The 14,746-nt window shown below is 37.6% G+C and carries 12 protein-coding genes, 2 tRNA genes and 1 pseudogene; 10 read left to right on the top strand and 5 right to left on the bottom strand.

Annotation, left to right across the window (positions count from 1 at the left end):
* The first annotated feature begins 67 nt into the window (after positions 1 to 67).
* Positions 68 to 144: transfer RNA gene (locus L2764_RS22495), tRNA-Arg, on the top strand.
* Positions 145 to 153: 9 nt separating this feature from the next.
* Positions 154 to 245, top strand: a tRNA-Ser gene (locus L2764_RS22500).
* A gap of 258 nt (positions 246 to 503) precedes the next feature.
* On the opposite strand, the pseudogene L2764_RS28325 reads toward L2764_RS22500, so the two are convergent.
* Both L2764_RS28325 and L2764_RS22505 read right to left on the bottom strand, forming a co-directional pair.
* Positions 504 to 569 (bottom strand): annotated as a pseudogene (locus L2764_RS28325) (hypothetical protein); the annotation flags it as partial.
* On the bottom strand, positions 570 to 755 hold the full coding sequence (locus L2764_RS22505; protein WP_248942571.1) for a hypothetical protein: 186 nt from the start codon (positions 753 to 755) through the stop codon (positions 570 to 572).
* Between the two features lie 366 nt (positions 756 to 1,121).
* Between L2764_RS22505 and L2764_RS22510 the strand changes: the two genes are divergently transcribed.
* The 5 genes from L2764_RS22510 (at position 1,122) to L2764_RS22530 (ending at position 7,423) form a co-directional block, all read left to right on the top strand.
* Positions 1,122 to 1,541, top strand: a complete 420-nt coding sequence (locus L2764_RS22510; RefSeq protein ID WP_248942572.1) for a YqaA family protein — start codon at positions 1,122 to 1,124, stop codon at positions 1,539 to 1,541.
* A 113-nt stretch (positions 1,542 to 1,654) separates the two neighbouring features.
* Positions 1,655 to 4,489 carry a M16 family metallopeptidase gene (locus L2764_RS22515; protein ID WP_248942573.1) on the top strand — a complete coding sequence of 945 codons (2,835 nt, stop codon included), beginning with the start codon at positions 1,655 to 1,657 and terminating at the stop codon, positions 4,487 to 4,489.
* 236 nt (positions 4,490 to 4,725) lie between these two features.
* On the top strand, positions 4,726 to 6,303 hold the full coding sequence (gene gshA, locus L2764_RS22520; RefSeq protein ID WP_248942574.1) for a glutamate--cysteine ligase: 1,578 nt from the start codon (positions 4,726 to 4,728) through the stop codon (positions 6,301 to 6,303).
* The gene (locus L2764_RS22525) at positions 6,287 to 6,727 is read left to right on the top strand and encodes a hypothetical protein (RefSeq protein ID WP_248942575.1); all 441 of its coding nucleotides are present in this window, start codon (positions 6,287 to 6,289) and stop codon (positions 6,725 to 6,727) included. The genes gshA and L2764_RS22525 overlap by 17 nt, the downstream gene beginning before the upstream one ends.
* Positions 6,728 to 6,805: 78 nt before the next feature.
* Positions 6,806 to 7,423 carry a transglycosylase SLT domain-containing protein gene (locus L2764_RS22530; RefSeq protein WP_248942582.1) on the top strand — a complete coding sequence of 206 codons (618 nt, stop codon included), beginning with the start codon at positions 6,806 to 6,808 and terminating at the stop codon, positions 7,421 to 7,423.
* 81 nt (positions 7,424 to 7,504) lie between these two features.
* Here L2764_RS22530 and L2764_RS22535 read toward each other — a convergent pair whose 3' ends face one another.
* Positions 7,505 to 8,740: a diguanylate cyclase domain-containing protein gene (locus L2764_RS22535; RefSeq protein WP_248942576.1), complete on the bottom strand. Its 1,236-nt coding sequence runs from the start codon at positions 8,738 to 8,740 to the stop codon at positions 7,505 to 7,507.
* Between the two features lie 321 nt (positions 8,741 to 9,061).
* Between L2764_RS22535 and purE the strand changes: the two genes are divergently transcribed.
* The 3 genes from purE to L2764_RS22550 all read left to right on the top strand — a co-directional run bounded on the left by purE (position 9,062) and on the right by L2764_RS22550 (position 11,914).
* Positions 9,062 to 9,571, top strand: a complete 510-nt coding sequence (gene purE, locus L2764_RS22540; protein ID WP_248942577.1) for a 5-(carboxyamino)imidazole ribonucleotide mutase — start codon at positions 9,062 to 9,064, stop codon at positions 9,569 to 9,571.
* A gap of 507 nt (positions 9,572 to 10,078) precedes the next feature.
* On the top strand, positions 10,079 to 10,435 hold the full coding sequence (gene hpf / locus L2764_RS22545) for a ribosome hibernation-promoting factor, HPF/YfiA family (RefSeq protein ID WP_248942578.1): 357 nt from the start codon (positions 10,079 to 10,081) through the stop codon (positions 10,433 to 10,435).
* Positions 10,436 to 10,663: 228 nt separating this feature from the next.
* Entirely contained in the window at positions 10,664 to 11,914 is a 1,251-nt protein-coding gene (locus L2764_RS22550; RefSeq protein WP_248942579.1) for an MFS transporter, read from the top strand.
* Positions 11,915 to 12,306: 392 nt separating this feature from the next.
* Here L2764_RS22550 and L2764_RS22555 read toward each other — a convergent pair whose 3' ends face one another.
* Both L2764_RS22555 and L2764_RS22560 read right to left on the bottom strand, forming a co-directional pair.
* On the bottom strand, positions 12,307 to 12,987 hold the full coding sequence (locus L2764_RS22555) for a response regulator transcription factor (protein ID WP_248942580.1): 681 nt from the start codon (positions 12,985 to 12,987) through the stop codon (positions 12,307 to 12,309).
* Between the two features lie 469 nt (positions 12,988 to 13,456).
* A complete protein-coding gene (locus tag L2764_RS22560) occupies positions 13,457 to 14,017 on the bottom strand; it encodes a CBS domain-containing protein (protein WP_248942581.1) in 561 nt (186 codons plus the stop codon).
* Between the last annotated feature and the right edge of the window lie 729 nt (positions 14,018 to 14,746).

The raw sequence follows: 14,746 nt of genomic DNA on the forward strand, positions 1-14,746 counted from the left end.
GCTACGAACCAGGCGGTCGGAGGTTCGACTCCTCCCATCCGCACCATATAAAGATTTACCAAATTTTGCGTGTGTAGCTCAGCTGGATAGAGTACCTGGCTACGAACCAGGTGGTCGGAGGTTCGACTCCTTCCACGCGCACCATGTTTGTACGGAGAGGTGGCCGAGTGGCCGAAGGCGCTCCCCTGCTAAGGGAGTATGGGCGTTAAATCCCATCGAGGGTTCGAATCCCTCCCTCTCCGCCATTATATAAAATCACATTAAATGTGATACAAAAAAACCGCTTTTGATAGCGGTTTTTTTGTACCTCTGTTGCAGGGTTTTTTCTTCAAAAAATTGATTAATTTCAATGCCATCTATTCATATAGAAAGACTTTTTATTTTTAAATAAGCCTTAAATTAAACTGTTTTATCTAATCTATCCTATTTGTTGATATTCCCTGCTTGACGTCATTTTAACCGTCATTTTAACCGTCATTTTAACCGTCATTTTAACCGTCATTTTAACCGTCATTTTTAAAGAGCATTGAAAGGCTTCGTGGGACTTTTTTACTCTTATAGAAAATGTTTTAGCCGCGGATGTTTTGTCCCGAGGTTAGCCAAAGCAGTAAGCTTAGTGTAACAATTACAGTGGCACTAATCGAAATGATGTAAATGAACCCTGTTTTGCCTTGTTTTAAAGGGATCCCGTGGTAGCTTAAAAAAAGTATCCAACCTAAGGATAAAAGCGCGGGAAGAATAAATAATTTTGCCATTATTTCACCGTTGAAGTGATAGATTATTGAAAAGTATAAAATAAAAAAACTATTTTTGTGACATTATTTTCATGGAATTTTTATTTTATTTATTGATAAGAATACGTGGTGTTATTATTTTCAAGTGTGGGGCCTTGCTCGAAAGCTAGGGGGTAGCTTGAATGGCTGATAAAGTAAAGCAAGACATGTAGCCGTTTTTATTCATTTTATACTGAAATAATAAATAATCGTTATTCGCTCACCTATTATTGACATTTTATTGTTTATAAAAGTATTTTTAGCTTGTTTTTTTTTGACTTCGATGTTTAATTTTACCCATTAGCTTTAATGCAAAATAAAAGTTGTTTTTTAAGTGGAGTAGACAATATGACTGAACTATGGTTGATGTTCAGTGCAGCATTTTTAGCCGCAACCTTGTTACCTGGTGGTTCAGAGTTTTTACTCGTAGCATTATTGAATGACAATAAGTCATTTTGGGAAGCCCTGCTGATCATGGCGACTATAGGTAATACTCTAGGTGCCATAACCAGTTATTACTTAGGCTATTTGGGACGCTTTGCTATTTCCCCTGAGGAAATGTCAAAAGGAAAATATAAGCACGGAATGGATTTAATTCAGCGTTATGGTTATTGGGCATTATTATTGGCTTGGGTACCGATTATTGGGGATCTTCTTTGTTTATTTGCAGGTTGGATGCGATTAGCATTTTTTCCGTCAGTATTGATGATTTTTATCGGTAAATTAGCACGTTATTTTGCTATTGTGATGTTAGTTTGGTACTGGTAGTTAACTCAACATAACGCTTAATTAATTAATCCTGTTTCTATATCTTAATTTTTTGTATGCTTTTAGACTAATGATAAATGACATAGATGTAGGCACTGATGAGAGGAATGACATTGAAAAAATGGTTTTGGGCAGTGGGGATTGCTGCTGTGTTAGTTGCTTGTGCTGATAAACCAGTACAAATAACGTTACCCAAGGGAGTGGTGTTATTGGAAACCAGTAAACAGACTGGATCGCAAGTCGGGATCCCATTTCGTAAGTATCAGCTGGCTAATGGTTTAACTGTCATTTTGCATGAAGATCATTCCGATCCTCTTGTGACCGTCGATGTGACTTATCATGTCGGTTCGGCTAGAGAGCTGAAGGGGCGTTCGGGTTTTGCTCACTTGTTCGAGCACATGATGTTTCAAGGATCGGAGCATGTTGCTGATGAACTGCATTTTAAAACGGTTACGGAAGCCGGTGGAACGTTAAATGGCACCACCAATACTGATAGAACGAATTACTTTGAAACCGTGCCCAGTAATCAACTTGAGAAAATGTTGTGGTTAGAATCTGATCGAATGGGATTCTTTCTACCTGCGTTAACGAAGCAAAAATTTGAAGTTCAAAGGGAAACCGTAAAGAACGAGCGCGCCCAACGTATTGATAATCAACCTTATGGACAAATGGGTGAAAAATTTAATCAAGCTTTTTATCCCGAAGGTCATCCCTATTCTTGGCCAGTTATTGGTTGGCCTGATGACTTAAATCGAGCCGATTTGGATGATGTTAAGCAATTTTTTCAACGCTGGTATAGCCCTAATAATGCGACGTTAACCATCGGTGGGGATTTTAATGAAGCCCAGACATTAGATTGGGTTAACAAGTATTTTGGTGAGATCCCAAGAGGCCCTGAAGTCGAGGCGCCTAAAAAGGCATTAGTTAAATTAGATAAAACTCAATATTTATCGATGGAAGATCGGGTTTATTTACCTTTATTGCGTATTGCTTTTCCCACCGTTTATGCGAGGCACTCTGATGAAGCACCACTTGACTTATTGGCCAATATTTTAGGTGGAGGGAAAACGTCATTATTATATAAGAATTTAGTTAAGAGTGGTTATGCGGTTCAGGCGGGAGTGAATCATCCATGTCAGGAACTGGCATGCCAGTTTACTTTGTATGCGGTTGCTAATCCGGATAAAGAAGCTAATTTAGGCGCTCTTGAAAAACGCATGCTGGATTCAATTCAAGAGTTTGAAAAACGTGGTGTGACCCAAGAAGATCTCGATAAAGTTAAAGTTCAATTTGAAGCGTCAACGATTTTTGGTTTGCAGAGTGTATCAGGTAAGGTGTCAACGTTAGCTTATAATCAAACTTTTGCTGGAGAGCCTAATATGATTGCTTCCGATCTTCAGCGTTATGCTAATGTGACGCGGGCAGATGTGATGAGAGTTTTTGATACTTATATCAAAGATAAGCCTATGGTTGTGATGAGTGTTGTCCCTATGGGTGAAAAAGAGCTAATAGCAAAACCAGATACTTTTGTTCCTGAATCTACAGTCATCGCAGCGGATGTGATTAAAGGAACGGTATCACGTCAACCCGTTCAGTCGAGTTTCGATCGAACAAAAATGCCACCAGCAGGTCCTGCTCTGGTGCTCAAAACCCCCGTGATTTGGAAGCAAGATCTTGCTAATGGTATTCAAGTGATGGGGACTCAGAGTAATGAGACGCCGACGATTGAATTAATGATTTACCTTAATGGTGGACATCGATTAGTTGATGTGAATAAAGCGGGTTTAGCTAATTTAACCGCATCAATGATGAATGAATCCAGCAGTCTTAGGAGCAATGAAGACTTAGCACAAGCCTTAGAAATGTTAGGCAGTCATGTTAGTTTTGGTGCAAGTGATTATCAGAGCTATGTTCAGGTGTCTTGTTTGACTTCTCGCTTGGATGAAACCTTAGCGATAGTGGAGGAGAAACTCTTTCATCCAGGTTTTAAAGAAGCTGATTTTAGCCGAGTAAAAGAGCAACTATTGCAAAGCTTGCAGCATATGCAATCTGAGCCTAGTTATTTAGCTAAAACCGCTTTTAATCATTTACTCTTTGGCGATAAAAATGCATTAGGCGTCAATGCTACGGGAACCCTTGCAACAGTTAATGACATTACATTGGATGATGTTAAAGCATTTTATCGAGAGCAATATACAGCAAAGAATGCTCAGTTTGTGGCGGTGGGGAATTTACCTCAAACTGAACTCATGCCGCGGCTTAAAGGATTTTCTCAGTGGAGCGGGGCATCGAGTGCATTACCTCCTTTAGGTCAGCTACCTGAATTGAAAGGAGGAACAATTTATATTGTCGATAAACCCGATGCTGCGCAATCAGTGATTAAAATAGGAAAACGAGCATTGCCTTATGATGCAACGGGTCTGTTTTTTAAATCTAATTTGATGAATTATCCTTTGGGTGGTGCCTTTAATAGTCGAATTAATTTAAATTTGAGAGAAGATAAAGGCTATACCTATGGGGCGAGGAGCTTCTTTGATGGCGGTGTTGAACAAGGATATTTTCAAGTCACCACGAGCGTGCGTACGGATGTGACGGCTCAATCATTAAGTGAATTGATTAAAGAAATTTCACGTTATCAGCAATCTGGCATGACAGATAAAGAACTAAGCTTTATGCGTAACTCGATTTCTCAAAGCGAGGCGCTAGATTATGAAACCCCTTATCAAAAAGCCAGCTTTATGCGTTTAATACAACGATATCACCTTAGTGAAGATTTTACGTTAAAGCAAAGTGAAATCATTAAGACTATTTCTAAAGACAGTTTAAATAAACTGGCATCTCAAGAATTGGCTTTAGATGATATGATAATCTTGATCGTGGGAGATAAAACAAAAGTAGAAACCTCTGTTCGTCAGTTGGGCTACCCTATAAAAGTGTTAAATTTGTAAAAATAGCTATTTTTTTGTTGTAAAAGGTTTAGTTAGGCCATATATCTTCATGTGCTTAGACTGACATTGTTTGAGTAGGGAAAAAATGACTCTAATGCAGAGTCATTTTTAAATGGCGATTAAGGAAGGCTTGAATCTCAGTCGAATATTGATTAATTTCGAGGTCTCACAATGCCGTTAGTAGTTAGAATCAACAAGTTATATTGATATCAGTTCACTTACTAGAGAATAATATATTGAAATCATTCAATAAGTTAGTTGAAGCTTTATCGGATCAGCCTGGAAGAAAAGCATTAAGAACAATGTATCGAGGTATTGAACGAGAAGCCTTACGTATTGAGAAATCCGGACATTTGGCCATGGATGCTCATCCTAAAGTGTTGGGTTCAGCGTTAATGCATTCGCGGATCACCACCGATTATAGCGAATCTTTACTTGAGTTTATCACCCCAGTACACAGTGATATTAATGCATTATTGAATGATCTTAAACAGACACATGCTTATACGGTGCAGAATATAAAGGGGCAGCAACTTTGGCCTGTTAGCATGCCATGCTATGTGGGAGATACAACGAAAATTCCTATAGCTGATTATGGGACTTCCAATGTTGGAAAAATGAAGCGTTTGTATCGTAAGGGCTTAACGCATCGCTATGGTGCACTCATGCAGATTATATCAGGTGTGCATTTTAATTTTTCAGCTTCAAAACCACTATTTGAAAAACTGCACGTATTGTCTGGTAAACAAAATAGCTTGACTGATTTTACGTCGGATGCTTATTTTGGCTTAATTCGTAATTATCGACGCTTGGTTTGGGTATTACCTTATTTATTTGGTGCTTCTCCGGCGATTTGTCAATCCTTTCTGAAAAATCAATCAACGGATCTGAATTTTAAAATGCTAGGTCAAGGCACCTTATATTTGCCTTATGCCACGTCATTGAGGATGAGTGATTTAGGTTATACAAATCAAGAACAAGAGCGCTTAAATATTAGCTATAATAGCTTACCTCAATATCTTGAAGGTATGAAAGCCGCGATTAATATGCCGTCAGCCAATTTTGAGAAAATGGGGGTTAAAGTGAATGATGATTATCGTCAGCTTAATGCCAACGTTTTACAAATTGAAAATGAATTCTATGCGCCTATTCGTGCTAAGCGAGTGACCTTGCCGGGTGAAAAACCATCAGAAGCCTTGGCAAGGAGTGGTGTTGAATATATTGAAGTCCGGGCGTTGGATGTGAATCCCTTCAGTGAAGTCGGTATTTCTGATGCACAAGTGCGCTTTTTAGATTTATTTTTGCTTTATTGTTTATTGGAAGATTCACCCTGTACGGATCTGAATGAAGAGCAAACAATTGCGACTAATCTAAAATCTGTTGTGTTAGAGGGACGGAAACCGAATTTGACCTTATTGAAAGGGGGTGAGTCAATTGCTTTATCTCAATGGATGAATGAGCTATTTGTTGAACTTAACGTATTGGCAGAGCTGATTGATGAAGAGGGCGATATGACTTATCAGCGGGCACTGTCTCAATGGTCTCAGGCGATTAGTGATCCGAATAAAACATTGTCAGGTCAAATAATGCAAGAGCTAGGCAAAACTGGCATGGAACATGGACATTGGGTCGCACAATTAGCAAAAAATTATCAAGCTAAATTATGGCAATATCCATTATCTGCAGAGATCCAGAAACAGTATCAAACGGCCGCGGATGATTCATTGACACAACAAGTACAATTAGAAGCTAGCGATAAGCTGGAGTTTGATGAGTATCTAAGGACTTATTTTAAGAATGACTATGAGGATTAAGTTTACTTTATTATTTCTGGTGACTGTTTTGCTTTCAGCGTGTTCATCTCATCCTGAAAACCTACGGCAATGTGGCACTGTTTCTGGATATTTAGAGCCTGATAGTCATGCAAACTTATATCGAGTGGTGGTTACTCACCTCAATGGAAAGCCCGTGATTTCAAAACCCAATTACTGGTTAAAGCCGGGGCATTACCAATTCACATTGGCAGAACTGATTGATAATCCTAGGTTGAAGGTCGCACTATCAGCAAGGAAAACCAAAAAGTTAGATATTGATGTTGTGACAAATGAGCAATATCATTTGGCTGCTCAATTTAATATCGATAGGCAGTACACGGGCAATAATAGTGGTTACTGGGAACCGGTTATATGGAAAAAAGAGACGTTAGCATGTGAATTGCCTGTCTCGCTTCAAGAGTAATTAATCGATAGGATAATTGCATACTCAGTCTATCAATGTGAAACTGTGGCGTCTAACTTTTACATTGGTAGCAATTTTATGACGTGGCGATTGATACTGCAGATTATTTTTATCTCTTTACTTTTGAGTGCATGTGCGAGTTCTCCTCCTAAGAATGCAGAAGACTTGTGTTCAATATTTCAAGAAAATCGAAGTTGGTACGACGCTGCGAAAAACACCCGTGAAAAATGGGGTGTGCCTGTTCATGTACCACTGGCTATGATGTATCAAGAAAGCTCATTTAAACATAATGCTGCGCCTCCCATGGAGTATTTTTTAGGTTTTATCCCCATTGGACGAGTGAGTAGTGCTTATGGGTATGCTCAAGCAAAAACCATGACTTGGGATGATTATGTGCGAGAAACAGGAAACTCTTGGTCAAGTAGGAGTGACTTTGATGATGCCATGGATTTTATGGGGTGGTTCATCTATAAAACCCAAAAGATAAATGGGGTTTCTAAGTGGGATGCTAAAAAGCAGTACCTTAATTACCATGAAGGTTGGGGGGGGTATAAACGAAACAGTTATCGCTCTAAAGCTTGGCTGATTAAGGTATCGAATAAAGTGGATGCAAGAGCCAAACGCTATGCTAAGCAATATCGTAGCTGTCAGAAAGATTTAGATTCATCTTGGTTGTGGCGTTTATTTTTTGGTTAATGAGTATTGGTTGAAATCGTCATTTGAAAATGAATACAGCTCTAAAGAGAGCTGTATCTTGTTTGATGGTTTGGGTCTATCTCAATGTGGGGTATTAATAGGATGAGCTTGTTTCATCTGTTTCAATGCGTGCTTGGCATTGAGAAAGGCGGCATCCCATTGACCTTGGTATGTTGCTATACCAAAATTGATCTTTATTAACGTCAAATTCACTTGTTGTGAGGCGGGTATTAATTCGGATTGTAAATCTATAAGCTGAGTCTTCAATTGGCTTTGCGGACCATGGCAAAGCATGATGAATTCATTTCCTCCCAAATAAGCCATGAGTTGCTCCCCCTTCCATCGGGCTTGTAAATGATGACATAACAAGTGAATGGCCTTATTTCCGGCATCGTATCCTGCCGTTTTATTGTATGAAGTTAAGTTATCGATATTGAGTAGTACTAGATAACTGCCAAAATGAGGCTTTATTTTCCATTCTAAGCGGTTTTTTTCAAACCCATTTCGATTATAGAGTCCCGTTTGTGGATCATGAAATGTGAGCTTTTGTATTTCTTTTGATTTTTGATAAAGATTAATGGCATTAGCGGCTTCATGGGTGAGGAGCTTTACAAGATGACTGTCATATTCATTAAAGGCATTCAGTGAGCCACTGTCTAGATTAAGTAAACCATAGAGTTGGCCATCGATATGGATAGGGCTTGATAATGTGGAATAAATGGGAATAATGGGGGCGTTAAACAAAATGGTTTTCTCGTTTTTGGTAAGGGTATTCTGTTCATTAATATGTTTCATATTATCAATGATAACGACCCTGTCGCACCGTCCGTCAGTAAAGCGATGTTCAAATGATTGGTTTAAATTAAAGTCGACTTGCCTTAATTTATTGAGGTCGATACCGACAGATGATTCGAAATACAAGGCGTTACTGCTGGGATCTATTCGGATAATGGTCCCCATTTCCGCACCATCAATGCAACTGACGGCTTTTTTTAGTAATGCATTGAGAAAAGAAGCTTCATTTTCATATTGATCTGAAAAAGGGATCAATTCAAACGTGATATCGTTAATACAGTGCATTTGCTGTAAATGTTCAGTGGCTCTATTGAGTCTTCCCTGATGAAGGTAGTAGCTTAAACTATAACCTAATATATAAATGATACAGACGAGAGAAAGCGTTAACATAGATTGATATTGAGATATGGCGCTAAAAAAAATCATCCAGCATAGAATAAGTAATATGAGAGGGGAACCGAGTAAAACGAGGTGAAACTTGAGATCAAATTGTTCGATTATATTTTTATTATTATGGAGCACCAGAAAATCCTTTCTGTGAGTGTAGATATTAATGTCTAAGAGAATAATTTTATTCACTATAAATTAAGAAAGCTATTATACCCAAGCTACCTAAATATGCTACTTTCGGATTTTTTCGTGAGAATGTTTCTCTCTTTTTTTTCCTCATATGTATGAGAGGAATTGATTGTACTTTGTCACTAATTTTATTATTTTCAATGGCTTACTGTATTGTTTTGAATGTAGGATTCAGTGTCTCAATTCAAGAGAGCTTACTTGGGTTACGCTTTAAGATGACTTTCTTTATAATGCGCCGAAACTCAGGCTGACTAAGGATTTAAGATGACTCAAGCATTTGTTGCGGTATTAATGGGATCTGACTCTGATTTACCTACAATGCAAGCCACGCTGGATATATTGAACAAGTTTAATATTAAGTTTGAAGCAAAAGTTACATCTGCTCATAGAACGCCTGCTGCTACCCACCGTTTTGTTGCGGATGCTGAAGCACGTGGTTGTAAGGTGTTTATTTGTGCAGCGGGTTTAGCGGCTCATCTTGCTGGTGCGGTAGCAGGGATCACGACTCGTCCAGTCATTGGTGTTCCGATTGATTGTGGGCCATTACATGGTCAAGATGCCTTGCTTTCTACGGTTATGATGCCTGGTGGAGTCCCTGTTGCTACCGTTGCAATTGGTAACGCTGGGGCTAAAAATGCAGGGTATTTGGCTGCACAGATGTTAGCGGTTGCTGATGACTCATTAGCTCAGGCTGTTTTTGATGAAAGAGCTGAATCTGCTCTTGCCGTGGGGAAAAAAGATGCTGCCTTACAGGAGTTATTAGCAAGACAATGATAGTGTTTATGAGTGATGGTAGCCTTGCTGTTGATGTCATCACTTAAATATTTTTAGGTTGTCGTTATCTTATTGTTTTTAAATTGTTTAATTTGTATTTCGTTTATGAGTGTTTATTGTTTGAATTATTTTGGATGGAAATTTTGTTTAAACTTAAGCAATTGATCCTTCAACTTCTTATAATAATATTCTTGTAAAAAGGCGATTTCTACATGATTAAACCCAGCAAACATGCGGGTTATGAGCTAAAATAAATTGAGTGTGATGATATTTGCATGGGTAACCTAAATTAGTCTTTGTTAATTAACTAACGTTACTGATTTTAAATTTACCAGTGATGGGTTACTCTATCAGAGCATTGTAGATGTAATAGCATTAGCACTGTGCCCGTAGGAGACTTTCTTATTGAGCCTGTGTCTGTAGTATTAATTCTTCTTCATATAGCTTGAGTTTTTAATGGAAAAAACAAAACTATAGATAAGAAGTCACTTTAAAGTAGGAATCGCTATGAAACTAAATCTTTCAGGTCACCACGTTGATATCACCGACAGCGTTAAAGCGCATATTACCGAAAAGTTTTCCAAAATAGAAAATCACTTTCCCACCTTAATTTCCCTCGATACAACCATTTCCAAAGAACATGGAGAATTTCAAGTTGAAGTTCGTACTAATTACGAAGGCAGTAGGGTGTCTGTTTCTGCTACCAATGAGGTCATGTATCCTGCTATTGCTTCAGCAGGGAAAAAATTGGATGCGGCACTCAAACACCGTAAAGGCCAGCTAAAAGCCGATAAGCATCAAAAACCGATTTGTACGACGCCAATTATTGCACATGAGAAAGTGCAGGAGATGGATTTAACTTAATTAATGTGTATGAAATAGCCACTCTCACTCTCACTCTCTATCGCTGAGTGGCTAGAGGAACCCAAAATCGTTCGTCTTGCTCTCTAAAGCTATTAACTCTTCTAAACTTCTCATTATTTTCATCTTATTGCTTTTTGAATGTAATGCGGATCTTTATGCCACATTATTTTTTAGACACTATTTTTTAGCGCTATAATAACGGAAGGAGTTTTTCAAAGGAATGCCTCAATGTCTCCCCTTAGTCGTTTTGCTTTAATTGCAGTCGTCTTTGTTGATCTTATGGGTCAAGGGCTCGTTTTCCCTATTATTAATGAACTTATGATGTCAAAAACGATTGCTTTCTTACCTTTAGATATAAGCGATCCCGAAAGACATTTCTTTTATGGTTTAGTGATTGGTATTTTCTTCCTTTCTTGGTTTCTTGGGGCGGTTTATATCGCGAAGCTATCAGATAGTATTGGTCGAAAGAATGCCATACTCATTTGTCTTTTTGGTGCTTTAATAGGTTATTTTATTACAATATTAGCTATATTTTTAAATAGCTTATGGCTACTTGTTGTGGGGCGTTCGATAACGGGTTTTACCGCTGGAAATCAACCTATAGCACAAGCTGCAACAATGGATGCAAGTAAAAATGATAAAGATAAAGCGCGCAACATGGGTTTTATTGTTGCTGGGATCAGTGCGGGTTTAATGGGGGGACCTTTAATAGGGGGGGTGTTGTCAGATAAAGCGATTATCGGGAGTTTAGCGAGTGTCCAGCTCCCTTTTTATGCTGCGAGTATTTTAGTGCTGATCACCCTTTTTTTAGTCTTATTCTCTTATCAGGATGTGCGTAAGCCGAATAAGGATATTTTATTTAAACCACTTGAAATATTTACCATGATATTGAAGCTAAGAGATAAACCTTTAGTGTTGAGGTTATCTGGTGTCTATCTGAGTTTCATGACTGCCAATGTCACTTTTTATATTTTTTTGACCAATTACTTAAGCAGTCGATTTCAAATTGGCTTATTCGGTACCAGTATGGCGATGCTAATCATGGGGTCAATGATTGCTTTTTCAAGTCTATTTCTTATTGAAAGGGTGTTAAATCATTTGGGGAAGCGGCGTACCATTGCAGTAGTAGCAATGGTTATGACTCTGTCTGTATTAGTCTTTTCAATGAGTTCAAGTGTTTTTGTGTGCTATATTGCCATTGCTGTATTTTATTTGGGCTTTGGTGTAGCCTACCCCACACTGCTTTGTCTTTTTTCTGATAGTGTCAGTCAAGATGAGCAAGGTTGGTCCATGGGGATAACGACAGCGGGCTTTACTTTAGCTGCGGGAGTGATGTCATTAGTGGGGGGGATATTGATGGGACTCGATATTCATCTTCCTTTTTATATCTGTGCGGTCGCAGCCATCACGTCACTTATTTTGATGAAATTAACCTGGAATACGCCTGATATAGAAAGGGTGCTGTCTAAGTCACCTTAACTCGGTTTAAGCTGCGCCGCTTAATGCCTACTATCGGTGTTGGCATTCCTAGTTATAGTGAGTTATTACGGTCGAAACTCCGTCTTGATATCGACAATGATGTCGGCATTAAGCAGGAAATGAGAGAGTAAACTCACCAGATAATCCATAATACTGTTATTTATAAGTGAACAAAAAGTAAGCCTGACACTTATTAAATCGAGTTGAGGTTATGCCGTTTCCTTTTTTAGTCGTGAAGGCGTTAATATCAAGATGAAAGAGATCTTCAGCTAAATGGTGTCGAAGAAAAGAATGTCACTAGCCATAATATAGGGTAAGGCCAAAACGGGTACTCTTTTATGAGAGTGACAAGACTTGCGTTATTTGATTTTATCTATGAAATAAGTGTTTACTCAAATAAGACTTAACTCTAGTGCTTTAAGTATGGCTTCAGTTCGACCTTGGCTTTTTAATTTTAATAACAGGGCTGATATGTGATTCTTTACCGTACCTTCGGCAAGAAAAATAGCGTTGGCAATGTCTTGGTTAGAAAATCCTCCAGCCATTAACGATAATATTTCATATTCCCTCTTAGAAATATTCATGGCTTGTTGAGCTTCTTCTGATACGGTTTTATGAAGGATTGATAATCGTTCATGTATGTCATTTTCAAATAAATAGCCACCATTAATGACTTGCTTAATCGCGTTGATTAAGTGATTGTGGGTGACATCTTTCAATAGAAAACCATTTGCTCCTGAGGCAATGCTATGGATAAGTAATTGATAGTCACTGAAGGTCGTTAACATTATGACGGGCAAATTATTGTTAGCTTGTCGTAATTGCTTTAATGTATTGATCCCATCCAATTTTGGCATACGAATATCACAGAGTAAAACATCAACGTTTTGTCGTTTTAGTTTGTTTAATGCATCTTCACCATCTTCGGCTTGCCATGTTAGTTCTATATTATCAGCAATAGAGAGCAAGCTCGCTAAGCTTTGTCTTTCTAGCGGTTGATCATCGACAAGAGCTACACGGATAAGGCTTGGTAATTCAGGGGCATTTTTTGTATCATTTTTTTTGTATATCATTGAGTTGAATTTCCTTTTCATTCGTATTGCTTTACATTTTCAGTGAATACTTTTACTGATGTTGGCAATGATATTATGGCGATCGGAATAGACTAAAATGCGGGTCAAGGCGATCATTAGAAGTAACAAGTCGATTTGAATAATAGTGATAATCGAAGTTAATCTTAGTCGTTTGATGAGTTGATGGTGCTCGTTTAATGAAGTCCAGATTATTCATTTTCATATTATGATACATTACATTTTAAGTCACATGAGAGGATTTAAAAATGCTTCTTTTTAAAGGATAGGTTAAATATTAATTTATTGTGGTAATGATGGGGTAATATTTTTTTTATGTTGCTATAGAGGTTTAAAATCAATATTAATACTCTGTATGAAAGGATGTTTATTCAAGCGTAGGAGTCGAACAAATTGATATATTCGGCTTTAATGGTAAAATATTCACCATTAAAACCAAATAGATATCTTTTTAATATGCCACATTGAATATTTGTTGAAAAGAAGGGGGCGGAGCAATATTTAATGGCAGCTTCAATTTTCTAGAGATATCATTTGCAGAGATTAGGCCACGTATGTGATGTCTTTTTTGATCAACAACAAGAATATGATGTAGACCATTTGTTTGCAGCGCTCGAATGACGTCACTCACTTTAGCTGATTTAATTTGATGGTAATCTAGTGCTAAGAGCGACTCCCTAGGGATCATCATATCTCGAATAGACAGTTCATGCCGAGATTCGCCTACGCTTTGTGCTTGTTTTAATATTTTTCGTTCCAGTAACTCGTCTTTGGTGACGATACCTAAAAAATTATTCTCTTGATCGACCACTAGCCGCATGTATGCATGAGTTTTATCCATTATCTCTACTGTTTCAATCGCTGTAGTGCGAGCATCAACAACTAAAGGGAGAGAATGATCAAAATCCGTAAAAATAGAAACGGCTGGAGAATTAAGTTCAGTAATGTCTTCTTCAGATGACCAAAGTAAATGATCGATTGACGCGGTACTAAAAAGATCTAAATTTCTCATAACAACTACCTCCATAGGTAATTCAATCTGTATAAGAGGAAGGTTGTTTTTCAAATAATACGTTTTAACGGTCTCAATTCAAATGATAATGGAGACATCAAAAGGATAAGAAAAAATAACCCTATACATAGACACTAGAGCAGGCAGTATACTTAAGTCAATATAGAGTTTGAACTATTAATTATTATTAATAATTAAATCATTGTTTTAGAGATATTTGTAAATTAATATCGTGTGTTATTTTGTTTTTGTTTTAAATGTGATCCCGCTTGGTTTTGTTTGTTTTAACACGATGCTTTATATTAACGAAGTCAATGTATCGTCAATATCATTGATATTTTTTATTTGGACAAGTTAATAAATTAATACATTCATACTAAACTTCAATATATTATGGGGTTAATTTCTAAACGAGACACATGTAATAACAATTAAATTAGCATTTAATGTCAATTATGAAGGTTAAGTCGTCGGTAACTCATGGTGGTCAAATAATCAACTGTTATTTACTCATCTGTAAATCATTATTTTCTGATGTAGTTTACACTAATCCTGATAAGTATTTGATTAAATATAGGTTTGAGTTAAGTGCTAAAGTCCTATAATAGACTGTTTTTTTAATTAACAAACGGTAAACCCCCGGCTCTGCCGGGGTGACTCGCATAGGTTTCACCTATACCGCGGTATAGGTAGGCTCAAGTCTCGACCAAAAGACAGGAGAGCAACCTA

Source organism: Shewanella surugensis (genome assembly GCF_023284005.1).
GTDB lineage: Bacteria > Pseudomonadota > Gammaproteobacteria > Enterobacterales > Shewanellaceae > Shewanella > Shewanella surugensis.